The sequence below is a fragment of the Pseudomonas sp. Soil_N_39 genome, assembly GCF_057655955.1.
Genome location: NZ_JBDGLI010000003.1, coordinates 409,263 through 433,897, shown reverse-complemented (window position 1 = coordinate 433,897; position 24,635 = coordinate 409,263). Strand labels below are relative to the sequence as shown.

The following is a 24,635-nucleotide window of genomic DNA, read 5'->3' as shown; positions in this document are numbered from 1 at the left end:
CCAGTCAAACCACCGGAAAATGAATCCGGAACGCCGCCCCGCCCAGCTCTGAATCCCCCAGGGTCAAGCGGGCGCCGTAGCTTTCGATGATGTCCTTGACCACCGCCAGGCCAATGCCCTGCCCCGGATGCTGGCGGTCCAGCCGTTCGCCCCGTTGGAGGATCCGCGCACGTTGATCCGGCGGCACACCCGGCCCGTCGTCCTCGACATTCAACTCCGTACCGCCGAGGGTCTGGTGCACGCTGACGCGCACCTCGCCCAGGCACAGCCGATAGGCGTTCTCCAGCAGGTTGCCGAGCATTTCCAGCAAGGCGCCCTGCTCGATCGGCACCTGGCAGTGCTCCGGGAGATCGAAACTCACATTGACCCGTTTGTCGCGATAGACCTTGTCCAAGGTGTCGCACAGGCTTTGCAGCACCGGGCGCAAGCGCACCTGATGGCGCACCAGCCCGCTCTTGCGCAGGCTGGCGCGCTGCAACTGGTAGCCGATCTGCTGGCTCATGCGCTCGATCTGGGTTTGCAGCACCCAGGCCTGGCCACGGTCCTCGGGGCGCCGGGCCATGTCTTCGCTGACGCCCTGCAACACCGCCAGCGGGGTTTTCAAGCTGTGGGCCAGGTCATCGAGGGAGTCGCGATAACGGCTGCGCTGCTCCCGTTCGCTGTGGAGCAAGCGGTTGAGGGAACCGGTCAGGCGCAACAGTTCCCGAGGGTGCTCGGTACTGAGGCTTTCCCGGGTCCCACTTTCGATTTCGTCCAGCTCCTGGCTCAGGCGCCGCAACGCCCGCAGGCCCCAGGTCAGGCCGATCCACAACAGCGCCAGCAACACCGCCAGGGCCGCGCCAAAGCCCAGGTAGAGATTGTCCCGCAGTCCCTGCAAGGTCACTTCGTAGTCGCGCACCGGTTGCAGGGTGACGATGCTGAACGCCGCACTCTGGCCGCCGAGCAGCTTGATCTCGACGTCGTAGACAAAAAACTCCTGGCCATTGTTCTCGCGAATGCGGGCGAACTGGTTGCCCTGGCCGTCATAGCGCGGCGTGTAGTTGATGTTTTCTTCCTGGGTAGCCTTCGACCGCCAGACCAACCGCCCCTCACGATCATAGATGTAGCCCAGCAAGCGGGCATCGGCGAGGTTGAAGCGCTCATCGGGCAACTGCGCCGGCATCTTCAAGCGGTTGTTTTCCACCCGGGCGGCGGAAATCAGCGTGGTCACGTCCGAGGCCAGACGTTGCTCGATGGATTCCTGCAACGCCAGGCTGAACGCGCCTTGCATGGCCGGCAACAAGGCCAACATGAACAGCACCGCCAAGGTCATCGCGGCCAGCATCAGCCGCAACCGAAGCGAACGAATCACTGGCAGCGCTCGTTGAACAGGTAACCCAGGCCGCGCACGGTGTCGATCGGCTTGAAGCCGGCCGGGGCCTCCAATTTACGGCGCAGGCGCCCTACCAGCACTTCGATGACATTGGGATCACGCTCGTCGTCATCGGGGTAAAGCTGCTCCATCAAGCGGTCCTTGGCCACCACCTGCTGGTGATGGCGCATCAGGTATTCGAGGATGCGGTATTCGTAGGCCGTCAACGCCAACGGCTCCTCGTCAAGGGACGCCTGCTTGCGGTTGAGGTCCAGCAGCAACGGCCCGGCGACGATGGTCGATTGGGTGAAGCCGCTGGAGCGGCGCAACAAGGCGTTCAAGCGGGCCTCCAACTCTTCGAACTGAAACGGCTTGACCACGTAGTCGTCGGCACCGGCGGCCAGGCCTTCGACCTTGTCCTGCCAGTTGCCGCGGGCGGTCAGGATCAGGATCGGAAACGTCTTGTCCTGGGAACGCAGCCGGCGGATCAGCTCCAGCCCGCTGATACCCGGCAGGCCCAGGTCGATCACCGCCAGGTCGTGGTTGAATTCCCGGACCTGGTACAAGGCCTCTTCGGCATTGGCCACGGCCTGCACCACATGGCCGCTGTCGGTGAGACGGGTTTGCAGGTGGTGACGCAACAGCGCTTCGTCTTCGACGACCAGTAATTTCATGGAGCCTCTCCCCAGGCAAATCAAACAATCGCGCGCGGCGCACCTCAACGAAAGGCGCCGGATCGTCTTCGACCGATCCGGCTGATCTCCTCACCCTCGCCCGCTTAGAACGTGTAGTTGGCGGACAGGTAGGTCTGGGCGCTGCTGGTCAGGTCCAGCGAGCCGACCTTGTCGCCACCGTGCGGGCTCATCTCGGTGCTGGCGTTGCTGCGCAGGTAACGGTAACCCAGTTCAACCGAGGTGTTTTGCGAAATTTGTTGCAGCACGCCGCCCTGCAAGCCCACTGCGTAACCAATGTCGCTGTCGCGACTGAAGCCGGGCGAATCCTGGGTCAGCTTGGTCAGGCCCACCGTGCCGCCACCGAACAGTTTGGTGCTGCTGGTGACCGGATAGAACACATCGTAGCTGCCCAGCAGGTTTTCCTGGCGCAACTTGATGCCGTTGTGGCTGCCCGAGACGTTGTCGTAGGTGGCGTAGTAGCGGCCCTGGTCGTTCTGCTTGCCCAGGCGCAGGCCATAGGTGGTGTCCTTGCCTATGATGCCGTCGGCGTTCGGGTTGCTCAGGGCGCTGTCCAAGGCGTTGGATTTCTTCACCTTGTCGCTGGTCTGGCCGAGGGTCAGGCTGGCGAAGTTGTCATCGGCGTGAGCCATGGCACTGGCGCCCAGCACGGTGAAAGCCAACAGCAGTTTTTTCATAGCAGTCATGGTCAAGTTCCTTTGCTGCGTGGATGTTTCGTGAAGTCGCCGTCACCTTAACCAGCGGTCCCTGAACCCCCCTTGAACGTTCTCTGAACCTGCGCTGAATGAATCGGCTAATCTGTGCGGACCACTTTTATAAGGAGATCGGTCATGCGCAGGCTGCTTGCTGTTGTACTTCTGGCCATGAGCGGTGTGAGCCACGCCGCCGTCCAGACCCAGGAGATTCCCTACACCAGTGCCGACGGCACCCAGCTGATCGGCTATTACGCTTATGACGACGCCGTCAAAGGCCCGCGTCCGGGCGTGGTGGTGGTTCACGAATGGTGGGGGCTGAACGATTACGCCAAGCGCCGCGCCCGTGACCTGGCGGGCCTGGGCTACAGCGCCCTGGCCATCGACATGTACGGCGACGGCAAGAACACCGAGCACCCCAAGGACGCTATGGCCTTCATGCAGGCAGCGCTCAAGGACGGCAAGGCGGCCAGTGCCCGCTTCCAGGCCGGCCTCGACCTGCTGAAGAAACAGCCCCAGACCGATCCGGACAAACTCGCCGCCATCGGCTACTGCTTCGGCGGCAAGGTGGTGCTTGATGCCGCGCGCCAGGGGGTGCCGCTGGCCGGCGTGGTGAGCTTCCACGGTGCCCTGGTAACCAACACCCCGGCCACGCCGGGCAGCGTCAAGGCCAAGGTGCTGGTCGAGCATGGCGCCCTGGACAGCATGGTTACCCCGGACAACGTCACCGCGTTCAAGAGCGAGATGGACAAGGCCGGGGCCGACTATAAATTCGTCAGCCTGGAAGGTGCCAAGCACGGCTTCAGCAACCCCGACGCCGACCGTTTGAGCCACGGCGAACATGGCGGGCCGGACATCGGCTACAACAAGGAAGCCGATGAGAAGTCGTGGGCGGATATGCAGAAGTTCTTCAAAAATATTTTCTAATACATCCCCCTGTGGCGAGGGGATTGTGGGAGCAAAGCTTGCTCGCGACCCAGGCGACTCGATTTCTGGAAGACCGCATCGCCTTCATCGCGGGCAAGCCTTGCTCCCACAGCAAGCTCCCTCGCCACAAAAGCCAGCCATACCCACATAAACGCCACGCCACTACCCAGCCTCCCACCAACCCGGCAAAATGCCCGGCATGAAGACACTCCCCACCCTGCCCGCCTGTTGCTCGTCCCTGGATGAGCACTGGCTATTGCCCGACGCGCTGCCCGATACGGTGCTGCTGAGCACCCGCTTCGACCCGTTGTTGCTGGTGGGCACAGACTTTCCCAACAGCGCCATCGAGCCACCGGCGAGCATCCAGCGTTCGGTGGCCAAGCGTCAGGCAGAATTCCTGGCCGGGCGAATCTGCGCCCGGGCGGCGTTGCAGCGCCTCGATGGCCTGGCCTGCGTGCCGGCCATCGGCGAAGACCGCGCCCCGGTGTGGCCGGCTCATATCAGCGGCTCAATCACCCACAGCACGGGCCGGGCAGCAGCCATCGTGGCGAAAAAAGACCACTGGCAAGGCTTGGGCATGGACGTGGAAAACCTGCTCGATCCCGAACGCGCCGAGCGCCTGGCCGGTGAAATCCTCACCTCGCCAGAGTTGCAGCGCATGACCCGGCTCACGCGCGATGACCAGGCCTTACTGGTGACCCTGACCTTTTCAGTGAAGGAAAGCTTGTTCAAGGCGCTGTATCCCATCGTCAGGCAGCGTTTTTATTTCGAGCATGCCGAGGTGCTGGACTGGACACACGACGGGCAGGTGCGGCTGCGGCTGCTGACGGACCTGTCGGCCGAGTGGCGCCATGGCAGTGAGCTGCAGGCGCAGTTTGGGGTGAAGGATGGGCAGTTGTTGAGTTTGGTGGGGATCAGGGCCTGAGAGCTGTGCTGCTTTTCAGGGCCTCATCGCGGGCAAGCCTTGCTCCCACAAGTCAGCGCTCCCTCATTTAAGTGTGGTTTGCTGTGGGAGCAAGGCTTGCCCGCGATGGCGGTCGATCAGGCACCCCACCTATCAAGACCTGTCCTGATGCCTCGGCCAACTCAAGCTGAAGCACGCCCCACCCAAACTCTTGCTCTTGCCGATCAGCGCCCGACCATCATGCCAGTGGATGATCCGCCGCACGATCGACAGCCCCAGCCCATGGCCACCCGAAGCGCGGGCGCGGCTGTCATCCAGGCGCAGGAAGGGTTTGAAAATCCGCTCCCACGCCGCTTCCGGCACGCCGGGCCCGTCATCTTCCACGTCCACCCGGCAGCGCAACTGGCCCACCTGATAACTGACCGTGACCTTGGAATGGGCGTGGCGCATGGCATTGCTCACCAGGTTCTGCAGGGCGCGATGCAAAAAGCGTGGCTCAGCCTCGACCCAGGCACCATCGCAATCGGCGGCCGACAGGCATAGACCGCGCTCGACCGTGATCCCGGCCCGCAACGGCCCCAGCTCATCGATCACTTGATTGACCAGCGCATCCAGGTCCACCCGCTGGAAGCTCAAGGCCGGCGAACCCTGTTCCAGCCGTGCGTAGGTGAGCATTTCGTCCACCAGCCGATCCAGGTCTTCGATGTCGTGGTCCATGCCCGCCAGGTATTTGTCCCGGGCCTGGGGCGTGGTGGCGCTGCCGAGCATTTCCAGGCCAAAACGCAGGCGCGCCACCGGGGTGCGCAATTCGTGGGACACCGCCCGCACCAGCTCGCGCTGGATCGCCAACAACTGCTGCAGGTGCTCGGCCATGCCGTTGAACGCCGCGGCCAACCGCCCGACCGAGTCGGCGCCGCGGGCCGGCACGCGGGTTTCCAGGCTGCCCTGGGCGATCTGGGTGGCGGCCGATTCCAGGCCACGCAAGCGCCGCTCCAGCTGACGCACCAACAGGTAGACGATCAACCCGATCAGGCTCAACCCAAGCGCGGCGATCAGCACCAGCCATTGCGGCGGATAAGGGTTCATCTGGTACAACGGGCCGATCTCCAGCACCCACGGTGTGCCGACCATGCCAGCGAAGACCCGGATGGAGTCGCCGCCCTTGCCCAGCGCCATCACCGTATCGCCCTCGGACACACGACGGCGCTGGTCTTCGTCCATGTCGGCCTGCTCGGCGGTCATGAGTCGCAGGTCGAAACCAAAGCCTTTTTCCTGCGCCAATTGCGCCAGCCGCTTGGGTTGCTCGGCCACGGGGTAACGCACCAGTTCGTCGGCCAACAGGTAAATGGTCGCCCGGGCCAGTTGCTCGCTGATCTGCTGGACTTCCCCGACCAACATCAATTGCTCGGCATCATTGACCAGCCGATAGACTTTTGCCGCGTGCGGCCCGGTCTGCTCCACCAACGCCTGGCCGCGCAGTACACGGGTACGCTGGCCAAGGTCGAGGTCGGTCTGGGGAAAAGTCTGCAGGGCCAGGGGAATCCCCAGCAGGCGCTCCCACACCAGCAGCGCCCGGCGGCGCTCGGTGTCGTTCATCGGCCGCAGGTTATCGGCCATCAACGAAAACGTGCCGTGGGCCAGGCGCTCGCGGTATTGCTCGCCGCGGGTCTGGTTGAGCAGGTGCAGGGCCAGCACGCCGAGGACCGCCACCAGCACCAACGCCGCGCACATGCCGCCATAAATCCGCAGGAAGATCGAATTCACGGCGCCAGGTCTACGCAAGCTTCAGGAACGAACAGGTAGCCTTTGCTGCGGATGGTCTTGATCAGTCGTGGATGGTCCGGGTCGTCGCCGATCTTGGGGCGGATGCGCGAAATGCGCACATCGATGGAACGGTCCTGGCCGTCATAACCAATGCCGCGCAGGGCGGTGAAGATTTCTTCCCGGGACAGAATGCGCCCGGCATTGGACACCAGCAGCCACAGCAGGTCGAATTCGGCGCTGGTCAGCTCGATGCTGTTGCCCTGCAACCAGGCTTCGCGCAGCGCATCGTCGACCACCAGAGGGCCGAATTGCAGGCGCCGCTGCTTTTGCGCCGCGCTCGGTTCTGGCTCGCTGCGGCGCAGCAGGGCCTGGATGCGCGCCAATAGCAAACGCGGGCGAACCGGTTTGCAGACGTAGTCATCGGCGCCCAGGTCCAGGCCCTGGATCTGATCAGTGTCGTCGGTGCGGGCGGTGAGCATCAGGATCGGCCCATCATAGTGCTCGCGCACCTTGCGGCAGATGCTCAGGCCGTCTTCGCCGGGCAGCATCAGGTCGAGGACCACCAGGTCCGGCTGCTCGGCAATGATCCGCGCCGCCGCCACCGCGCCGTTGCCTTCGATGGCGACACGCAACCCGTTGCTTTCGAGGTATTCCCGGGTCAGCTCGGCCAGACGCTGGTCATCCTCGACGATCAATACCTGCCAGGCTTCTTGTTCCACTGGGGGACCTTTTGGCTGATTTAGCTAAATTAAGGAGGGGCGTGTTGCCAATATCACTGACAAGGCACGAACCCTGTGGAAGCGAGCTTGCTCGCGATGGCAGTGTGTCAGCCAGCCTCCATGCTGCTGATCCGCCGCCATCGCGAGCAAGCTCGCTCCCACAGGTTGGGTCCTGTGCAGCCCCCATCTTTTTGTCATGTTAAAGGAGGATAAACGCACCCATGCATGGGCCGATTGTATAAACGTCGCCTGCACAGAAAACAAGCGGACAAATGCGTTTCGGTCGGGTGGGTTTTGTGTGGTAATGTCCGCGCCCGCAAAAACTGCAGGACTGTTTTCAGGTCAGCGAAACCGATGAAAAAAGGTCCACTCCAGCTAGGTCGCGGCCTACAGAGCAGTTCCACGTTTCGCACACAAATTACGCACAGGCTTATCCACAGGTAGTACGTTGCATACCCCCCGAAAACGCATTATCTTGTAGCCCGCCGCGTAAAAAACCCTACATGTAGGGTTTCAGGCCAAAAACCCAACACAAGTCGGGCAGAGAATTCAAGCGCTTTTCATGCTTCTGTCCAACTGAAACACCGCATTTCCCCAAGCCCAGACCGCCCCTGCGGATGGCAACTGTTTCAAGGTCGAAAACGACCGAAACGGTACGGGTGTTGCAGTCAATTGCTGCCACCCCGACAACCCGGTTTCGAGCCCTGCTCGCAACCTGAGAACTTCGGATGGAAGCGGCCTTAAACGCCTGCTTCCTACTGTCCCGAAGTTGTTATGCCCGGCGCCAGTCGGTTGTAGTGCTTCAGGACGGAACGGTGGGCACCGTGATGGTGCCCAAACAAACATAGAGAACGTGGAGACACCCATGCACACCGACACAACTCGCGAGAACCCGCAGGGCACCGCGCCGCTGGCCGCCGATTCGAGCCCGGATCTGTCCGCCACCGCGCCGGGCCAACTGCGTGTGATCAAGCGTAACGGCACTGTCGTTCCTTACACCGATGACAAGATCACCGTCGCCATCACCAAAGCGTTCCTCGCAGTTGAGGGCGGCACCGCTGCCGCTTCGTCGCGAATCCACGACACCGTGGCCCGCCTGACCGAACAGGTCACCGCGACCTTCAAGCGTCGCATGCCTTCGGGCGGCACCATCCACATCGAAGAAATCCAGGACCAGGTCGAACTGGCCCTGATGCGTGCCGGCGAGCAGAAAGTGGCCCGCGACTACGTGATCTACCGTGACTCCCGCGCCAAGGAACGAGCCACTCGCTCCCCGGCCGACGCACCGGTCCAGGCCCACCCTTCGATCCGCATCGCACGCGCCGACGGCAGCCTGGCGCCGCTGGACATGGGCCGCCTGAACACCATCGTCACCGAGGCCTGCGAGGGCCTGGAAGAAGTCGACGGCGACCTGATCCAGCGCGAAACCCTGAAGAACCTCTATGATGGCGTCGCCCTCAAAGACGTCAACACCGCGCTGGTGATGACCGCCCGGACCCTGGTGGAACGCGAGCCGAACTACTCCTTCGTGACCGCTCGCCTGCTGATGGACACCCTGCGTGCCGAAGGCCTGAGCTTCCTGGAAGTCGCCGAGAGCGCGACCCACCACGAAATGGTCGACCTGTACGCCAAGGCGTTGCCCGCTTATGTCGCCAAGGGTATCGAGTTCGAATTGCTGAACCCGGTCCTGGCCGAATTCGACCTGGAAAAACTCGGCAAGGCGATCAACCACGAGCGCGACCAGCAGTTCACCTACCTGGGCCTGCAAACCCTGTACGACCGTTACTTCATCCACAAGGACGGTATCCGTTTCGAACTGCCGCAGATCTTCTTCATGCGCGTGGCCATGGGCCTGGCAATCGAAGAGAAGCAGCGCGAAGACCGTGCGATCGAGTTCTACAACCTGTTGTCGTCCTTCGACTACATGGCCTCGACCCCGACCCTGTTCAACGCCGGCACCCTGCGTCCGCAGTTGTCGAGCTGCTACCTGACCACCGTTCCGGATGACCTGTCGGGCATCTACGGCGCCATCCACGACAACGCCATGTTGTCGAAATTCGCTGGCGGCCTGGGCAACGACTGGACCCCGGTTCGCGCATTGGGCTCGTACATCAAGGGCACCAACGGCAAATCCCAGGGCGTCGTGCCGTTCCTCAAAGTGGTCAACGACACCGCCGTTGCGGTCAACCAGGGCGGCAAGCGCAAGGGCGCAGTCTGTGCCTACCTGGAAACCTGGCACATGGACATCGAAGAGTTCATCGAGCTGCGCAAGAACACCGGTGATGACCGTCGTCGTACCCACGACATGAACACCGCCAATTGGATCCCCGACCTGTTCATGAAGCGCGTCTTCGATGACGGCAAGTGGACCCTGTTCTCGCCATCCGAAGTGCCGGACCTGCACGACCTGACCGGCAAGGCTTTCGAAGAGCGCTACGAGTACTACGAAGCCCTGACCGAGTACAACAAGATCAAGCTGTTCAAAGTCGTCCAGGCCAAAGACCTGTGGCGCAAGATGCTGTCGATGCTGTTCGAAACCGGCCACCCATGGCTGACCTTCAAGGACCCGTGCAACCTGCGCAGCCCGCAGCAGCACGTGGGCGTGGTCCACAGCTCGAACCTGTGCACCGAGATCACCCTGAACACCAACAAGGACGAGATCGCGGTCTGCAACCTGGGCTCGATCAACCTGCCGAACCACATCGTCGACGGCAAGCTGGACACCGCCAAGCTGCAACGCACCGTGAACACCGCCGTGCGCATGCTCGACAACGTGATCGACATCAACTACTACTCGGTGCCGCAAGCGAAGAACTCCAACTTCAAGCACCGTCCGGTCGGCCTGGGCATCATGGGCTTCCAGGATGCGCTGTACCTGCAACACATCCCGTACGGTTCGGACGCTGCCGTCGAGTTCGCCGACAAGTCCATGGAAGCGGTCAGCTACTACGCGATCCAGGCTTCCTGCGACCTGGCCGACGAGCGCGGCGCCTACGAGACGTTCCAGGGTTCGCTGTGGTCCCAGGGCATCCTGCCGCTGGACTCGCAACAGATCCTGATCGCCCAGCGCGGCCAGAAGTACATCGACGTTGACCTGAACGAATCCCTGGACTGGGCACCGGTTCGCGCCCGTGTGCAGAAAGGCATCCGTAACTCCAACATCATGGCCATCGCACCGACCGCCACCATCGCCAACATCACTGGCGTGTCGCAGTCGATCGAACCGACCTACCAGAACCTGTATGTGAAATCGAACCTGTCGGGCGAATTCACCGTGATCAACCCGTACCTGGTTCGCGACCTCAAGGCCCGCGGCCTGTGGGACTCGGTCATGATCAACGACCTGAAGTACTACGACGGTTCGGTGCAGCAGATCGAACGCATCCCGCAAGAGCTCAAAGAACTCTACGCAACGGCCTTCGAAGTGGACACCAAGTGGATCGTCGACGCCGCCAGCCGTCGCCAGAAGTGGATCGACCAGGCTCAGTCGCTGAACCTGTACATCGCCGGCGCTTCGGGCAAGAAGCTGGACGTGACCTACCGCATGGCCTGGTACCGTGGCCTGAAAACCACTTACTACCTCCGTGCCCTGGCCGCCACCAGCACCGAGAAGTCGACCATCAACACCGGCAAGCTGAACGCGGTTTCCAGCGGCGGCAACCACGGTGACGACTCGGTCCTGGCAGCTCCAGCCGGTCCCGCGCCAGTGCCAAAGGCCTGCGCGATCGACGAGCCGGATTGCGAAGCTTGCCAATAAGCTGAGCGAGTGGGCGTTGCAAGGCGCCTGCTAAAAGAAACCCCCGATAGACCGCTGGTTTATCGGGGGTTTTCTTTTGCCTGGAGAACAGTCGGCGCCTATGACGGCCTCGTCGCGAGCAAGCTCGCTCCCACAATTGGACGCATTCCAATGTGGGAGCGAGCTTGCTCGCGATGAGGCCAGTCCAGGCACCACAAAAATAGCCGCCTACAAAAAAGCCCCTCTTGCGAGGGGCTCCTTGTGCAGCCTTTAAGCAACCATCGATATCAAGCCATCTGAATAATGGTCTGCATGATGGTGCTCTGGGTGGAGATGGTCTTGGCGTTCGCCTGATAGTTGCTCTGGGCCTTGATCAGCTCGACCAGTTCGTTGGTCAGGTTGACGTTTGACTCTTCCAGGGAGTTGGAGACGATCGAACCGAGGGTGCCGGTTTGTGGAGCATCGTAGCCTGGGATACCCGAGGCGAAGGTTTCCTTCCAGCTGGTGCCGCCTACTGGCTGCAGGCCTTGCTCGTTGGTAAAGCTGGCGAGGGCGAGCTGGCCGATCGGCTTGGTCTGGTTGTTGCTGAAGTTGGCCAGCAAGACGCCGCTGCCGTCGATGGTCAGGTTGGTGATCTGGCCAGTGGCGTAGCCGTTCTGGGCCGGAATCGAGCGGGCGGTGTCGGCGTTGAATTGGGTCGTGTTGGCCATGGAAATCGTAATAGTCGACGAGCCCGCGCCATTAGCGGTCCATGTACCATTGGTCACAGTGCCTGGGACCCAGCCAACCAGGTTCAGATCATTGCTGATGGTTGGCGGGGGTGTCGGAACAGTCGGTGGAACGGTCGGCGGAACCGGGGTGCTGACTTGGGTTAGCCTGCCGTTCGAGTCGAATGTCATCGTCGAAGGAACTGGAGCGTTCGGAGCAACCGGCGCGCTGCCATTGAGGTTACGACCATCAATCAAGGTATAGACGTTCCAAGTATTGCCGGCAGTCTTGACCATGTACTGGTCCATGGAGTGCTGGTTGCCCTGGGTGTCATAGACCGGAGTAGTGAACTGCTTGGTGAACGTGGCCGTGTCGGCCGGATTGAACGCCACAGTGATCGGCGTCGCCGTCGAGTTCAGGTTGATGGTCGACGAAACCAGGCTGGTGGCTTGCGGCGGCAGGTTCGAGGTGTCGATGCGCAGGTCGGTCAGGATACCGTTCTGGATCTTGCCGTTGGCATCCACGCCATAGCCTTGCAGGCGGGCCGTGCCATCACTGTTGGTGATGAAGCCTTCCTTGTCGGTCTTGAAGGTACCGGCACGGGTGTAGCTCAGGGAGCCGTCGTTGCTCAGGACAAAGAAGCCCTGGCCCTGGATGCCCATGTCCAGCACGTTGCCGGTGTTGTTCACGTCACCCTGGCCGAACTGCTGGGAAACGTTGGCCAGGCGCACGCCGTTGCCGACGGTCTTGCTGCCCGAGCCCAGCTTGGTAGCCGAATAGACGTCTTCGAATTCCGCGCGGGACGATTTGAAACCGGTGGTCGCCACGTTGGCGATGTTGTTGCCGGTCACGTCCAGCTGTTTGTTGGCTGCATAGAGACCGCTAAGGCCGATGTTAAAAGACATGTTGACTCCTTTTGCCGGTTAGTCGGCTCTACATACCAATAGTTTGTACTTTGGACAGGGCAATGCTGCCCAGCCCGGCCAGGTTGAGCATCAGCTCACCGCCCGTCTGGCTGATCGTCACGCTGCTGACCGTGGCCGGCAGGTTAGTGATCAGCGACGTGGCCTTGCCGTCGATGGTGGTCGAAGCGGCGAAGGTGTAGGTGCCCGATTCAACGACCGCGCCCGCGTCGTTCTTGCCATCCCAGATGAAGGCGGAGTTGCCGGCCTTCTGGCTGCCCAGGTCGATGGTGCGAACGGTCTTGCCGTCCTTGTCCACGATCTTGACGGCAACAGAGGACACCGATGTCGGCACCACCACCGTGCCGTTGAGGCTCTTGGAGGTATCGACCACAGCCTTGTCACCTGGGGCAATGACCGAGCGACCCACCAGTGACGAGGCCTGCAAGGCCTGGGACGAGTTGTAGTTGCCGGCAATGCCGCTCACCGTCTGGTTGAGGGTGGTGATGCCTTCCAGGCTGCTGAACTGCGCCAACTGGGCAACGAACTCGCCGTTATCCTGTGGCTCCAGCGGGTTCTGGTTTTTCAGCTGGGTCACGAGCAACTGCAGGAACGCATCCTTGCCCAACTCCTTCTTGCCGGTCGCCATGCCCGTCACCGTACCCAGGGTATCGGTGGTGGTGTTGGTCTTGACCGAGGAGTTGGCCAGAATCTCGTTGAGACTCAAACCGCTGGTAGTGTTGGTAACGCTCATGTGACTCGCCCCTTATCACTGACCGAGGGTCAGGACCTTCTGCATCATGGCTTTGGCGGTGTTCATCATTTCGGCGTTGGTCTGGAACGAACGACTGGCGGAAATCATGTCGGCCATTTCTTCGACGACGTTGACGTTCGGGTAGTAGACATAACCCTTGGCGTCCGCGGCCGGATGGTTTGGCTCATAACGTGCTTCAAGGTTGCTCTGGTCTTCGACCACGCCAAGCACCTGTACGCCCTGCCCGGCCGCTTCCTGGTCCTGGAACAGCGAGTCGCTGCCGCCGGACTGGCCGCCCTGGAACATGGTGGCGAATACCGGGTGGCGAGCGCGGTAGGTCTGGTCGATGCTCGACGAAACGGTCTCGGCGTTGGCGATGTTACTGGCGACGGTGTTCAGGCGAGTGGTCTGGGCACTCATGGCACTGCCGGCGATGTTGAATACGCTCGCAATCGACATGGCTTACTCTCCGCGCAGGGCCGATACCAGCCCTTTGAATTTGCTGTTGAGCAGGGTGAAGCTGGCCTGGAAGTTCACGGAGTTTTCCGCGTAGTTGGACTGTTCCAGTTGAGCGTCCACGGTGTTCTGGTCGATCGAAGGCTGCATCGGCGTGCGATACATCAGCGACTCATCGCCATTGCCCAAGCCTTCGGCTTCGATATGACGACTGTTGGTCATGTTCAAGGCGAAATGGCCGTTCTTGGCTTTCTCGTTCTGCTCGGCGAGCACTTTGGAGAAGTCCAGATCCCGAGCCTTGTAGTTCGGGGTATCGGCGTTGGCGATGTTGTTGGCCAGGACTTCGGCACGTTGGGCGCGGAAGCCCAGGGCCTTTTCGTGGATACCGAGCGCTTTATCGAAGCTGATGCTCATGTCGGAAACCTTTGGGTGACCAGAATGTACGTACGACGGCTAAAGCAAGCGTCGTGCCACTTTCAAAAACCCCATAAACCGGGGCTTTGCGGGCACCGGCAAGGCGGCAATGCCAGAAAAGCGGCAATCGGTTTCCGCCGGCTGCCGCTTTTCTGCCGCTTTCACCCAGGCAATGAAGATCAAATGTGGGAGCGAGCTTGCTCGCGATGGCGGTGTGTCAGTCAAAATTGAATCGTCTGCCTATCGCGAGCAAGCTCGCTCCCACAGGAGGCTGTGGTGTACTGGAAAAAACTGGCAGGCAAAAAAACGGGAGCCCCGTGGGACTCCCGCTTTTTTTGACAACCCAAGCCAATCACTTCGCCTGGTAGATGATCCCCGGGCTGCACTGGACCATCTGGTAATGATCCGGCAAACCGTTCAACGCCTCGGAGGCGCCGAGGAACAGGTAGCCGCCCGGCTTGAGCGTGCCGTGGATGCGCAGCAGGATGTCCTTCTTCACTTCGGCGGAGAAGTAGATCAGCACGTTACGGCAAAACACGATGTCGAACTTGCCCAGGCTGGCGTAGCTGTCCAGCAGGTTGAACGAGCGGAACTCCACCCGGCTCTTGATCGGCGCCTTGACCACCCATTTGCCCGGCCCTTTGGGGTCGAAGTAGCGTTGCAGGCGGTCCGGCGACAAGCCACGGCCGATGGCCAGGCTGTCGTACTCGCCGGTCTTGCAGTTATTGAGCATGGTCCCGGACAGGTCGGTGGCGACGATCTGCACGCCGCCTTTCAACTGGCCGAGGTTGGAGCGTTCGAACTCATCGATGGACATCGACAGCGAATAGGGTTCCTGCCCCGACGAACAGGCCGCCGACCAGATCCGTAGGCGCTGGCCCGGGCTGGCCTTGATGGCGGCCGGCAGCACTTTGTTCTTCAGCACCTCGAACGGATAGGTGTCACGAAACCATAGGGTTTCGTTGGTAGTCATGGCATCCACCACCATCTCGCGCAAGCCACTGCGCGGCTGGGTCTGGATACGCTGCACCAGCTCGCCCAATGACTTGAGGCCCTGTTGCTCCATCAACTTATTGAGACGGCTCGACACCAGGTATTGCTTGTTTTCACCAAGCAAGATGCCACAGGCTTTTTCCAGGAAGACCCGGAACTGTTCGAAATCCAAATTACCCGTAGACAAGATACCGCCTCTTTCATCGTGTTGACTTGCCGGGCGCACAACGCGCCCGACCTTCTACTTTATTCTGCTGCTTTGATCCGTTCGACGACCCGGGACGCCAGGTCATCGGGGCGGAATTTTGCCAGGAAATCGTCGGCACCGACCTTCTTGACCATCGCCTGGTTGAAAACACCAGACAACGAAGTATGCAAGATGATGTGCAGCTTTTGCATGCGCGGATCGCTGCGGATTTCCGAGGTCAGGGTGTAGCCGTCCATTTCCGGCATCTCGATGTCGGAGATCATCATCAGGAATTCTTCCTCAGGCTTCTTGCCCTCGTCGACCAGCTTGCGCAGGTAATCCAGCGCCTGTCGCCCGTCGTTCAACGCCACCACCTCGACGCCGACCGTTTGCAGGCAACGGGTCACCTGCTTGCGGGCCACCGAAGAATCATCGACGGTCAACACTCGCAGCGAAATCGCCTTGTGCTGGGTCTCGGCATCCACCACCCCCACGGAAATCGCTTCCGGCGTGGGCGCCACTTCGGCGAGGATTTTCTCCACGTCGATGATTTCCACCAACTGGTTATCGACCCGGGTCACCGCCGTCAGGTAGTGATCGCGGCCGGTGCCCTTGGGCGGTGGATGGATCTCTTCCCAGTTCATGTTGACGATGCGCTCCACCGAGCGCACCAGGAACCCCTGGGTCTTGGTGTTGTACTCGGTGATGATCACAAACGGATTGCTCTGGTCCAGCAACCGACCGGAGCCGGTCGCCATCGCCAGGTCGAGAATCGGAATGGTCGCACCGCGGATATTGGCCACACCGCACACGACGGGGCTGGACTTGGGCATCAGGGTCAGCTTGGGGCATTGCAGCACCTCGCGAACCTTGAATACGTTGATCCCGTACATTTGTTGGCCGTCGAGACGGAACAACAACAGCTCCAGGCGATTCTGACCGACCAGCTGAGTGCGCTGGTTTACCGAATCCATTACTCCCGCCATGCCCTGACTCCTACCTAACGCTAATGTGTCCGACGCGCATTCATCACTAAACGGCACGGGGCTTGCTATTGAACCGGCATGAACGCACAAACGACATTTTCTCGACGCCTGACCACTCACTGCCGCCACTGGCTCGGTGCACTGCTGGCTGCCTGCCTGTTCACTTCGGGCAGTCCTGCCCTTGCGGCGGCTCCGGTTACCTTGCCTGATCTCCTTATCGGCGTCACTCAGGGCTTTCTTGAATTCACCGTAGAAGACTATCTGGCAAGCAGTCAAACCGAAGGTCGTTACGAAATCGAAGTCAACCAGCTCGACCCGCGCTTGCGCATGCCCATGTGTGACAAGGAATTGACTGCGTCGCTGGAGAGCCCGGCCCGGCCCCTGGGCCGCGTCACGGTGAAGGTTCGTTGTGACAGTGCCGCGCCCTGGACGGTGTTCGTGCCCGCTCAAGTGCGCCTGTTCCGGGAAATCGTCACCACCACCCGTCCACTCAAGCGGGCCGGGATCGTCGAGCCCCAGGACGTGATGTTGCGCGAACGGGACATCAGCCAGATCACCCAGGGTTTCCTGACCTCTGTCGATCAAGCCATCGGGCAGAAACTTGTCCGACCAATGGTCGCCGATCAGGTCGTGACGCTGGTGCACCTGGAACAGGCCGAGGTGGTCCGCAAGGGTGACCAGGTGGTCATCACCGCCCGTAGCGGCTCTCTTGCCGTGCGGATGCCCGGCGAGGCCCTGTCCAACGGCGGCATGCGTGAGCAGATACGGGTAAAAAACCTTAATTCCCAGCGCGTCATCAAGGCGCAAGTGATGGCTCCAGGCCAAGTGGAAGTGGCGATGTAATCACCCGATAGAGGAGGTAGAAAGCTGGCGCTTGATCCCGGTGTTCCCTAGACTGTGCCTTACGCAAAGGCAAGCGCAGACGTGCGCACGTTCATTGAACAAATGAGCCTAAAGTTTTTTTGGGGATGGCCGAAAACATGGCAAGCGTCCAAATACCCAGAGGTTTTTTACCATGGTCATCGATTTCAATCGTTTAAACAGCTCTTCACCGCTGACAGGCACTACGCGTACCAGCGCCACCAAGGAAACCGTCGAAACCGACAAATCCGCGCCGCTGTCCACGCCTGCCGAAAAGGTCAGCAACGGGGAGTCGGTACACCTCAGCAATGAGGCTCAGCAGTTGCAGAAGGTCACTGACAAGCTGCGCGATCAACCTGTCGTCGACAACGCCCGCGTGGCCGAGTTGAAAGCAGCCATCGCCGATGGCAGCTACAAAGTCGACAGCAACCGCGTAGCCAGCAAACTGCTCAACTTCGAAGCCCAGCGCTAGGCCGCCGCCTGCGCGAGGCTTTTGGACGCTAAGACCCAAGGCCAGCCATGCACGACACTCATTTATTGCAACTGATCATCGACGACTTCGTTCCAGCGCAACAATTGCTGGAGCTATTGCAGGCTGAATCCGTGGCCCTGCACGGTCGTGACATGCCTTTGCTGGAAAATATCCTGGCGCAAAAACAGGCACTGATCATCTTGCTCGACCAGCATGGCCGCAAGCGCAGCGAGATCCTCGCCAGCCTCAACCTGCCCGCCAGTCATGACGGCCTTGAGCAGTTGGCTGCCCAGTCGACCCTAGGCGACCAGTTGCGGTCCCAGAGCAAAGTACTCAACGACCTGCTCGCCCAATGCCAGGCGACCAACGCCCGCAACGGCCAGTCGATCCTGATGCAGCAGGCCGCCACCGCCAACCAGTTGCGTATTCTCAACGGTGGCGAGATCCCGACGCTGTATGACGCTAGCGGTTCGACGGCCCGAATGGTCAAGCACCGCCCGCTCAGCCAGGCATGAAACGAACAATGCCTTCGCTCTATCAACGCGCGATACATGCTGGCAAAATGCTGGCTATTCGTAGTCGTATTTTGCCTGGAGATTGACCCACCGTGTTCAATGCCTCAAACGCGGATGATGCTCCGCAGCCCCCCAAGGTCCTCACCACGCCCCTGGAAATCTCCGGCAACCTGCGGATGCTGCAAGATAGCCACGACCCGCTGATCATTACCTTCCATGAACGTACCCAGCGCTTCCAGAGCTATCTGGTCAACGTCGATCGCGAGACCAATTCCATCGCCCTGGATGAAATGATTCCCCGGGACGGCGAGCGTTTCCTGCTGGCCGGCGAGCCGTTTCGCGTCGAGGGGTTCCATGACGGCGTGCGCATCGCCTGGGATGGCAAGGGTCCGCTGACCATTGATGAGTCCAGCGACGGTCGTTGCTATCGCGGCGCCCTGCCCGACGAAGTGGTCTACCACCAACGTCGCAACGCCTTCCGTGCCGCCCTGAAACTGGCGCAACTGGTGAGCGTTGAACTGGGCGGCGACAAGCTCAAGTCCCCCGTGGACGGCAAGCTGCTGGACATTTCCGCCACCGGTTGCAAGCTGCGTTTCGACGGCGATATCACCGAACGTCTGCAGTTGGGCCAGGTGTACGAGCGCTTCATCGCGGCCCTGCCGTTTGGCAATATGATCGCCCCGGTGGAGCTGCGTTACCTGCATTTCGAAGAAAGGATCAACACCACGTTCGCCGGCGTGCGCTTCCACAACATCAGTGGCCTGGTGCAACGGCAGGTCGAGCGGTTCGTCTACCAGCTCCAGCGCGAAGCGCGGCGCTTCGATAAAGACGACCTCTGATCGTCGAGCCATAAAAAAACGGGCAGTCCCTTGCGGTGACTGCCCGTTTTTTTATGTCTGTTTCAAGGCCTGGCCTGGGTAAAGCTGGGGGGCTCAGGGTCCTGCACTTCAGCTTCCGCCGCGGTTTCAGTGGCGGGCTCGGGCTCCACCTCCGGATTGATCGGCGTCTGCATCTGCTCCTGGACCACTTGCTCGTCCACCCGCGGATCGAGGCACGCCACCAAAGGCGAACTCGACATACTGTCCGGCATTGCCACGTGATGCAGCGGCGCGTCATCGACCTGATGCAGGTTGGTCACTGCTTTCGGCCGGATCCGCCACACCAGTACCAAGGCGAAGAAGGCGAAAAAGCCGTAGAGCATCTGACTGCCGAACATCTTCATCAGCACGCCGGCCACCAGCGGCCCGATACTGGCGCCAACGCCATAGGTCACCAACAGCATCGCAGTCAGGGACACCCTTCGATCAGCTTCGACGTGGTCGTTGGAAAAGGCTACCGCCAGCGGATACAGGCAGAACTGCACCAGCGAACAGAAGAACCCGGCGACGAACAGCACCTCCAACGGCACCGTCGGAAGAATCGCCAACGGCAGTGCACAGATCGTCAGGACCAGCGCAAAGCAGCGAATCAGCAGCGCCCGGTCGTAACGGTCAGACAGCCAGCCCAGAGGCCACTGAACCAGCAACCCGGCAAAGATGCAGCTCCCCATGAACAGACCGACCTGCTCGGTCGACAGGCCCTGCTGAGAGGCATATAGGGGCGCCAGGCCATAGAACGAGCCGACGATCAGCCCGGAGCCCAGCACCGTACTCAATGACTGCGGCACCCGCTTGATGAAGAAGCGCGGCTCCATGGGCGCCGGATGCAGCGCCGCCGGGTGAATTCGCCGGGTCAGTGTCACCGGCACCAGGCACAAGGCAAAGCACAGCGCCACCAGCATCAGCAGCTCAAGCCCCAGGGACGGGTGCATGACCAGGATCAACTGGCCCAGCACCAGGCCCAAGTAGGAGGCGATCATGTAGCCACTGAACACCACGCCACGTTGCTTGGCATCGGCCTGTTCGTTGAGCCAGCTCTCGATGACCATGTACTGGCACATCATGCCCAGGCCGACGATCATCCGCAGCACGATCCAGGCCGGCAGCCAGTCCACCAGGCCATGGCCCAGCACCGCCGCCCCGACGATCCCGGCGCAGGCCGAATAGGCGCGGATGTGCCCGACGCGGGCGATCAGCCGATGGCCGATCTTGCCACCCAGCACCAGGCCGAAATAGTTGGCGGCCATCAGCGCACCGACCCAGAGGCTGTCCACATGGTCGGCGGCCAGGCGCAAGGCCAGGTAAGTACTCAAGAGGCCCGAGCCGATCAACATCATCAGCGAGGCGAAATAAAGCGCTCGAAAAGGTTTCCAGATTTGGCGCATCGGCGTTCCGAGCGGCTCCTTGCGGTGAGTAAGGGCTATCTATTGAAGATAGCCCGAATGCGGCGGTTCTTTATGCCTGGGCCGCCAGGACACGTCGCTCCCAGGGGGTGATTTCATCGAAGAAGCTGGTCAGCTCCAGGGTCTTGGAAGCGATGTAGCCTTCGATGAACTCCGTGCCGAACAGTTCCTTCGCCAGATGACTACGCTTCAGACGCTCCAGGGCGGCATGCAAGGTACATGGCAGCGACAGATTATCCGGCACTTCGAATTCGCCCTGGATCGCCGCGCTCGGCTCCAGGTGATGTTCGATCCCATACAGCCCGGCGGCCAGGCTGGCGGCGATCGCCAGGTAGGGGTTGGCATCGGCCCCGGGCAAGCGATTCTCGACCCGCCGGGCCACCGGCGAGCTGGCAGGGATCCGCAGGCCGGCCGAACGATTGTCATGGGACCAGCAGGCATTGTTCGGTGAGGCGAACGGGTGGCACAGGCGCTGGTAAGAATTCACGTTCGGCGCAAACAACGCGGTGAAGTCCGCCAGGCACGCCTGTTGCCCCCCGATAAAATGCCGGAACGCGGCCGTCGGTTCACCCGCTTCGTCGCTGAAGACGTTGCGACCGCTGTCCGCCTCGACGACGCTCTGGTGGATATGCATCGAACTGCCCGGCGTGTGGGCCAGGGGCTTGGCCATGCAGACCACGGTCAGGCCGTGCTTGAGGGCCACTTCCTTGAGCAGGTGCTTGAACAGGAACGTCTGGTCGGCCAGCAACAAAGGGTCGCCGTGGAGCAGATTGATCTCGAACTGGCTCACGCCCATTTCATGCATGAAGGTGTCGCGAGGCAAGCCCAGCGCCGCCATGCAGGCATAGACTTCACTGAAGAACGGGCGCAGGCCATTGTTGGAACTGATGCTGAATGCCGAGTGGCCGTCTTCGCGACGTCCATCCAGGCCCATTGGCGGCTGGAACGGCTGGGTCGGGTCGGGGTTGGGGGCGAACACGAAGAATTCCAGCTCGGTCGCCACCACCGGCGCCAGGCCAAGGGCGGCATAACGTGCGACAACGGCCTTGAGCTGGCCGCGCGTCGAGAGCCGGGAGCTTTCTCCGGTCAGTTCGTCGGCGTCGCAGATTGCCAGGGCACGGGGCTGCTGGCTCCAGGGCAGGCGGTGGATCTGTTTCGGGTCGGCCACCAGCGCCAGGTCGCCGTCGTCGCTGCCGTAGAAACGCGACGGCGGATAACCGCCCATGATGCATTGCAGCAGCACGCCTCGCGCCAGCTGCAACCGCCGGCCTTCGAGGAAACCCTCGGCAGTCATCACCTTGCCCCGCGGCACGCCATTCAAATCCGGCGTGACACATTCAATCTCATCAATGCCCGTCAGTCGCTGCGCGAGTGAACGCTGGCCATCGGTCGTCATGACGCAATCCTTGTTATGTGCGAGCCGCGAACGGCAACCCGTACAAAATAGGCTCCGGCTGTTCGGAATATCAAGCGCCCGGAGGCAATAAACACCGAGTGCGGAAAATGTGGGAGCGGGCTTGCTCGCGAAAGCGGTATATCAGTCAGCAAATGTTACTGATGCACCGCTTTCGCGAGCAAGCCCGCTCCCACAAGGGGATTTGTGGTGACAGGGGTATTTATGGAGGGCATGTTCAGGGCAGATAAAGCCGGAACACCCCACCGCCCAACACACCGCCATTGGCAATCTCGGTCCGCCCGCTCACGCCGCCGCGCTGGTGCAGGCCGGCGATCCGCGCGGCGAAGTACAGGCCCAGCCCGGTGCTGCCGCTGCTGTGGTTGATGCCCTGCACATACTCGGCCTGACGCTCGATCATTTCTGGCGGGTAACCGTCGCCGTCGTCGTTGATGGTCAGCACCAGTTGCCCGGCTTCGTCGCTCACACTGATCAACAGCGCCTGGCGCGCATGGCGAATGGCGTTGTTGATGCAGTTGTCGAGCACCGAGGCCACCAGCTCACGGTCGAAAAAGCCCAAGGGGCTGAGCGGATCGACGTCGTAGGTGGCCATGATCCCGCGGCTGCGGAACACATCCTGATGACCGGCCAGTTGCGCCTCGATGAAATCGTCCAGCTCATGGTAGGCCGGGTGCAACGGCAACTGGTTGACGCCGAGCTTGTACAGCCCCAGCAACTGCACCATGAGGCCATTGAGATGGGCGAACTCGAACTCAATGACACCTTGCTCCGAGGTCTGCCGCTCGGATTCGGGCAAGCGCTCGAGCCATTGCCCATGCGCCTGCATGAGCAAGGTCAGGGAGTTTTTCATGTCGTGCACGGTCGACGCGATCACCGTGGAAAAATCGAGGGCCTGTTCGCTGTCATTCATCGCCAAATGCCTTGCTTCGCAGTTTTTGATAACGCGCAAAACGCGCATCGGTGTCGGGCATCATGCCCACCAGTTTCAGGCAGGCGCGGCACTCCTGCAGCAGTTCCGACTCCACGCTGGTGTCGGTGCCATGCAGCAGCGATTGCGCCATGTTCAGGGCAATACTGATGTTCTTCGGTTGCATCTTCAGCGCGCGGCGGAACAGCTCCCGCGCCTCCGGCAATGCGCCGGTCTTGTAGACCCGCACGCCTTCGCGGTTCAGCTCGGCGGCGGCATTGCCTTGGTTGAGGATGTTCGGGTCGTCGGTCAGCTTGGCGATGCCTTGCATCACCGTCGGGTCATCACCGTAGATTTCCGCGCAGTTCTTGAGCATCGACTCGCCGGCGCTGGTCTGGCCAAGCATTTGCAACTGCTTGGCCACCAGTAATGCGGCCTCGGCGCTCATGAACTGCTCCATGCCATCGAGGCGTTGCAAGGCTTGTTCAGTGAGCTTCTCGGCGGTTTCGGCATCGTTGAGCAACAGGCTGGTGGCCTTCATCAGCCGCGCCCGCACCTGCAACCCCGGATCGTTGAGGTTTTCCTTCGCCACGGCGCTGAGAGTGGTGTTGATCTCCAGCCGGGTCCGCGTGTCGAGGCCTTTTTCGCTGCCCTTGCTGATCAGCGCATGGGCCAGGCCGAGGTTGCTTTCCGGGTCCTTGAAGCGCGACTGCGCGCCCTGCCCGACCGCCTGGCGATAGGCCCGGGAAGCCGTGTCGTAGTCTTCGTTGGTCATCGCCAGCTTGCCCAGCAACGATTGGCGACGCACGGCCAGCGGCGACAGGCGCACCGCCTCTTCCAGCACGTGCTGCGCCTGCTTGGTGTCACCTTCGGCCATCAACACTTCGGCCATGCCGTCGTACAACGCAGGCATCATCGGAAAGACTTTCAGGGCCTTTTCATAAACGGCCTTGGCCTGCCCCACCTGGCCGCGCTTGAACATCAACTTGCCCAGCCCCGCGTAGGCCCACGGCAACGGGCGATCCGCGATGATGGAGTTGTACAGTCGCTCCAGGGCCTCGTTCTGATTCAGGTCACGCAACGCATCGGCGCGATAACGCAGGCACAACGGCCCGTAGCGCGGGTCCTGCTTGCATAGGGCGATGCAGGCATTGAGCACTTCCATCGGCTTGCCACGATCGAGGGCCTGCAGGATCGGCTTGAGCAGGGTCTTGCGCTGCTCGAGCCGTTCCAGCCGCTGGGCCAGGCCGGAGCGGTTGAACGGTTTGGTCAGGTACGCATCCGGCTCATGCTCCAGGGCACTGAGCACCATCGCCTGGCTGGTCTCGGCGGTCACCATGAGGAAGACACTTTCATGGCTGATCAACTTCTCGACCATCAGGTCCTCGAGCACCTGCTGGCCATTCTTGCGCCCGTCGCCCAGGTGATAGTCCTGCAGGATGAAGTCATAGCGCTTCTGCGAGCACATGCGCAGCGCCACTTCACCGGTGTCGGCGGTGTCCACGTCCTTGACGCCCAGCTCACGCAGCATGGAGCGGATCGAACTGCGGAAATCCGAGAAATCATCGACGATCAGAAAACTTTTTTGGTGGTACGCCAGCATCGAGGATGTCCAGGCAAGTAAGAAAATAACCCAATGGCATAACAACGAAACGCCGTGTCACAGCCCCGAGGCGCGCAGATGATAGCCACCAGCCAGCAACGTTCAAGGGATTTCAGCAACCGCTTGGCCTGGCTGTGTCGTGACGCACATTGCGAGCCAAAACGCAGAAGACAACCGGGCTCATCGGGTTATCGGCAGGAGATGGCGTTCCGTTAAGGGGAAGGTGTGGGAGAAGCCGCGTGCGAAGGATCAGCTAACCACAGACCCTGTGGCGAGGGAGCTTGCTCCCGCTGGGCCGCGCAGCGGACCTGTTTTTTGGCGGCGGCTACGCAACCGAGCGGGAGCAAGCTCCCTCGCCACGAAGGGAAGAGCCAGTTGTTGCAGTGTTTTATATCGC

Annotated in this window: 22 protein-coding genes; 7 read left to right on the top strand and 15 right to left on the bottom strand. The window is 61.2% G+C overall.

All coding sequences use genetic code 11. The features are described from left to right. Positions 1–4: 4 nt before the first annotated feature. The 3 genes from AC3A5O_RS06745 to AC3A5O_RS06735 form a co-directional block, all read right to left on the bottom strand. Positions 5–1,351: an ATP-binding protein gene (locus AC3A5O_RS06745; RefSeq protein ID WP_122569249.1), complete on the bottom strand. Its 1,347-nt coding sequence runs from the start codon at positions 1,349–1,351 to the stop codon at positions 5–7. Beyond that, entirely contained in the window at positions 1,348–2,025 is a 678-nt protein-coding gene (locus tag AC3A5O_RS06740; RefSeq protein WP_014339772.1) for a response regulator, read from the bottom strand. The genes AC3A5O_RS06745 and AC3A5O_RS06740 overlap by 4 nt, the downstream gene beginning before the upstream one ends. 104 nt (positions 2,026–2,129) lie before the next feature. Then, positions 2,130–2,729, bottom strand: a complete 600-nt coding sequence (locus AC3A5O_RS06735; protein ID WP_122569250.1) for an outer membrane beta-barrel protein — start codon at positions 2,727–2,729, stop codon at positions 2,130–2,132. Between the two features lie 144 nt (positions 2,730–2,873). Between AC3A5O_RS06735 and AC3A5O_RS06730 the strand changes: the two genes are divergently transcribed. Together AC3A5O_RS06730 and AC3A5O_RS06725 are read left to right on the top strand one after the other, a co-directional pair. Then, positions 2,874–3,662, top strand: a complete 789-nt coding sequence (locus AC3A5O_RS06730; protein ID WP_305468117.1) for a dienelactone hydrolase family protein — start codon at positions 2,874–2,876, stop codon at positions 3,660–3,662. Positions 3,663–3,861: 199 nt separating this feature from the next. Continuing rightward, complete coding sequence (locus AC3A5O_RS06725; protein WP_205929679.1) at positions 3,862–4,587, top strand: 4'-phosphopantetheinyl transferase family protein; 726 nt, start codon at positions 3,862–3,864, stop codon at positions 4,585–4,587. Between the two features lie 132 nt (positions 4,588–4,719). Here the strand turns inward: AC3A5O_RS06725 and AC3A5O_RS06720 are convergent, their stop codons facing one another. Next, positions 4,720–6,330: an ATP-binding protein gene (locus AC3A5O_RS06720; RefSeq protein WP_305468121.1), complete on the bottom strand. Its 1,611-nt coding sequence runs from the start codon at positions 6,328–6,330 to the stop codon at positions 4,720–4,722. After that, on the bottom strand, positions 6,327–7,049 hold the full coding sequence (locus AC3A5O_RS06715) for a response regulator (RefSeq protein WP_122569255.1): 723 nt from the start codon (positions 7,047–7,049) through the stop codon (positions 6,327–6,329). Before AC3A5O_RS06715 ends, AC3A5O_RS06720 begins: the two co-directional genes overlap by 4 nt. Before the next feature lie 865 nt (positions 7,050–7,914). Between AC3A5O_RS06715 and AC3A5O_RS06710 the strand changes: the two genes are divergently transcribed. Further along, positions 7,915–10,806 (top strand): ribonucleoside-diphosphate reductase subunit alpha, encoded by a 2,892-nt coding sequence (locus AC3A5O_RS06710; RefSeq protein ID WP_122569256.1) that lies wholly within the window; start codon positions 7,915–7,917, stop codon positions 10,804–10,806. A gap of 266 nt (positions 10,807–11,072) precedes the next feature. On the opposite strand, the gene flgE is transcribed toward AC3A5O_RS06710, so the two are convergent. From flgE to AC3A5O_RS06680, 6 genes are all read right to left on the bottom strand, one after another. Next, complete coding sequence (gene flgE / locus AC3A5O_RS06705) at positions 11,073–12,398, bottom strand: flagellar hook protein FlgE (RefSeq protein WP_122569257.1); 1,326 nt, start codon at positions 12,396–12,398, stop codon at positions 11,073–11,075. 28 nt (positions 12,399–12,426) lie between these two features. Then, on the bottom strand, positions 12,427–13,149 hold the full coding sequence (gene flgD, locus AC3A5O_RS06700) for a flagellar hook assembly protein FlgD (protein ID WP_122569258.1): 723 nt from the start codon (positions 13,147–13,149) through the stop codon (positions 12,427–12,429). A 15-nt stretch (positions 13,150–13,164) separates the two neighbouring features. Then, on the bottom strand, positions 13,165–13,608 hold the full coding sequence (gene flgC / locus AC3A5O_RS06695; RefSeq protein WP_060741038.1) for a flagellar basal body rod protein FlgC: 444 nt from the start codon (positions 13,606–13,608) through the stop codon (positions 13,165–13,167). A gap of 3 nt (positions 13,609–13,611) precedes the next feature. Continuing rightward, positions 13,612–14,019 carry a flagellar basal body rod protein FlgB gene (gene flgB / locus AC3A5O_RS06690; protein ID WP_122569259.1) on the bottom strand — a complete coding sequence of 136 codons (408 nt, stop codon included), beginning with the start codon at positions 14,017–14,019 and terminating at the stop codon, positions 13,612–13,614. 352 nt (positions 14,020–14,371) lie between these two features. Continuing rightward, on the bottom strand, positions 14,372–15,199 hold the full coding sequence (gene cheR, locus AC3A5O_RS06685) for a protein-glutamate O-methyltransferase CheR (RefSeq protein ID WP_063324730.1): 828 nt from the start codon (positions 15,197–15,199) through the stop codon (positions 14,372–14,374). Positions 15,200–15,258: 59 nt separating this feature from the next. After that, entirely contained in the window at positions 15,259–16,185 is a 927-nt protein-coding gene (locus AC3A5O_RS06680) for a chemotaxis protein CheV (RefSeq protein ID WP_003204737.1), read from the bottom strand. Positions 16,186–16,263: 78 nt separating this feature from the next. Between AC3A5O_RS06680 and flgA the strand changes: the two genes are divergently transcribed. From flgA to AC3A5O_RS06660, 4 genes are all read left to right on the top strand, one after another. Beyond that, positions 16,264–17,028 (top strand): flagellar basal body P-ring formation chaperone FlgA, encoded by a 765-nt coding sequence (flgA, locus tag AC3A5O_RS06675; protein ID WP_122569260.1) that lies wholly within the window; start codon positions 16,264–16,266, stop codon positions 17,026–17,028. Between the two features lie 172 nt (positions 17,029–17,200). Continuing rightward, a complete protein-coding gene (flgM, locus tag AC3A5O_RS06670; protein ID WP_122569261.1) occupies positions 17,201–17,518 on the top strand; it encodes a flagellar biosynthesis anti-sigma factor FlgM in 318 nt (105 codons plus the stop codon). Between the two features lie 47 nt (positions 17,519–17,565). Continuing rightward, entirely contained in the window at positions 17,566–18,033 is a 468-nt protein-coding gene (locus tag AC3A5O_RS06665; RefSeq protein ID WP_305490967.1) for a flagella synthesis protein FlgN, read from the top strand. 92 nt (positions 18,034–18,125) lie between these two features. Continuing rightward, positions 18,126–18,872: a flagellar brake protein gene (locus AC3A5O_RS06660; RefSeq protein WP_122569263.1), complete on the top strand. Its 747-nt coding sequence runs from the start codon at positions 18,126–18,128 to the stop codon at positions 18,870–18,872. Positions 18,873–18,934: 62 nt separating this feature from the next. Here the strand turns inward: AC3A5O_RS06660 and AC3A5O_RS06655 are convergent, their stop codons facing one another. The 4 genes from AC3A5O_RS06655 to AC3A5O_RS06640 form a co-directional block, all read right to left on the bottom strand. Then, the gene (locus AC3A5O_RS06655) at positions 18,935–20,296 is read right to left on the bottom strand and encodes an MFS transporter (RefSeq protein ID WP_122569264.1); all 1,362 of its coding nucleotides are present in this window, start codon (positions 20,294–20,296) and stop codon (positions 18,935–18,937) included. Between the two features lie 70 nt (positions 20,297–20,366). Next, a complete protein-coding gene (locus AC3A5O_RS06650) occupies positions 20,367–21,608 on the bottom strand; it encodes a glutamine synthetase family protein (protein WP_305492450.1) in 1,242 nt (413 codons plus the stop codon). A gap of 337 nt (positions 21,609–21,945) precedes the next feature. Beyond that, positions 21,946–22,638, bottom strand: coding sequence for a sensor histidine kinase (locus tag AC3A5O_RS06645; RefSeq protein ID WP_092205395.1), 693 nt, complete (start codon positions 22,636–22,638; stop codon positions 21,946–21,948). Then, the gene (locus AC3A5O_RS06640; protein WP_305468130.1) at positions 22,631–24,238 is read right to left on the bottom strand and encodes a tetratricopeptide repeat-containing response regulator; all 1,608 of its coding nucleotides are present in this window, start codon (positions 24,236–24,238) and stop codon (positions 22,631–22,633) included. Before AC3A5O_RS06640 ends, AC3A5O_RS06645 begins: the two co-directional genes overlap by 8 nt. Positions 24,239–24,635: the final 397 nt, after the last annotated feature.

Coding starts and splice junctions, on each gene's coding strand:
- AC3A5O_RS06740 (WP_014339772.1), bottom strand. CDS start 2,025: ATGAAATTACTGGTCGTCGAAGACGAAGCGCTGTTGCGTCACCACCTG.
- AC3A5O_RS06735 (WP_122569250.1), bottom strand. CDS start 2,729: ATGACTGCTATGAAAAAACTGCTGTTGGCTTTCACCGTGCTGGGCGCC.
- AC3A5O_RS06730 (WP_305468117.1), top strand. CDS start 2,874: ATGCGCAGGCTGCTTGCTGTTGTACTTCTGGCCATGAGCGGTGTGAGC.
- AC3A5O_RS06725 (WP_205929679.1), top strand. CDS start 3,862: ATGAAGACACTCCCCACCCTGCCCGCCTGTTGCTCGTCCCTGGATGAG.
- AC3A5O_RS06710 (WP_122569256.1), top strand. CDS start 7,915: ATGCACACCGACACAACTCGCGAGAACCCGCAGGGCACCGCGCCGCTG.
- flgE (WP_122569257.1), bottom strand. CDS start 12,398: ATGTCTTTTAACATCGGCCTTAGCGGTCTCTATGCAGCCAACAAACAG.
- flgD (WP_122569258.1), bottom strand. CDS start 13,149: ATGAGCGTTACCAACACTACCAGCGGTTTGAGTCTCAACGAGATTCTG.
- flgC (WP_060741038.1), bottom strand. CDS start 13,608: ATGTCGATTGCGAGCGTATTCAACATCGCCGGCAGTGCCATGAGTGCC.
- flgB (WP_122569259.1), bottom strand. CDS start 14,019: ATGAGCATCAGCTTCGATAAAGCGCTCGGTATCCACGAAAAGGCCCTG.
- AC3A5O_RS06680 (WP_003204737.1), bottom strand. CDS start 16,185: ATGGCGGGAGTAATGGATTCGGTAAACCAGCGCACTCAGCTGGTCGGT.
- flgA (WP_122569260.1), top strand. CDS start 16,264: ATGAACGCACAAACGACATTTTCTCGACGCCTGACCACTCACTGCCGC.
- flgM (WP_122569261.1), top strand. CDS start 17,201: ATGGTCATCGATTTCAATCGTTTAAACAGCTCTTCACCGCTGACAGGC.
- AC3A5O_RS06665 (WP_305490967.1), top strand. CDS start 17,566: ATGCACGACACTCATTTATTGCAACTGATCATCGACGACTTCGTTCCA.
- AC3A5O_RS06655 (WP_122569264.1), bottom strand. CDS start 20,296: ATGCGCCAAATCTGGAAACCTTTTCGAGCGCTTTATTTCGCCTCGCTG.
- AC3A5O_RS06650 (WP_305492450.1), bottom strand. CDS start 21,608: ATGACTGCCGAGGGTTTCCTCGAAGGCCGGCGGTTGCAGCTGGCGCGA.
- AC3A5O_RS06645 (WP_092205395.1), bottom strand. CDS start 22,638: ATGAATGACAGCGAACAGGCCCTCGATTTTTCCACGGTGATCGCGTCG.
- AC3A5O_RS06640 (WP_305468130.1), bottom strand. CDS start 24,238: ATGCTGGCGTACCACCAAAAAAGTTTTCTGATCGTCGATGATTTCTCG.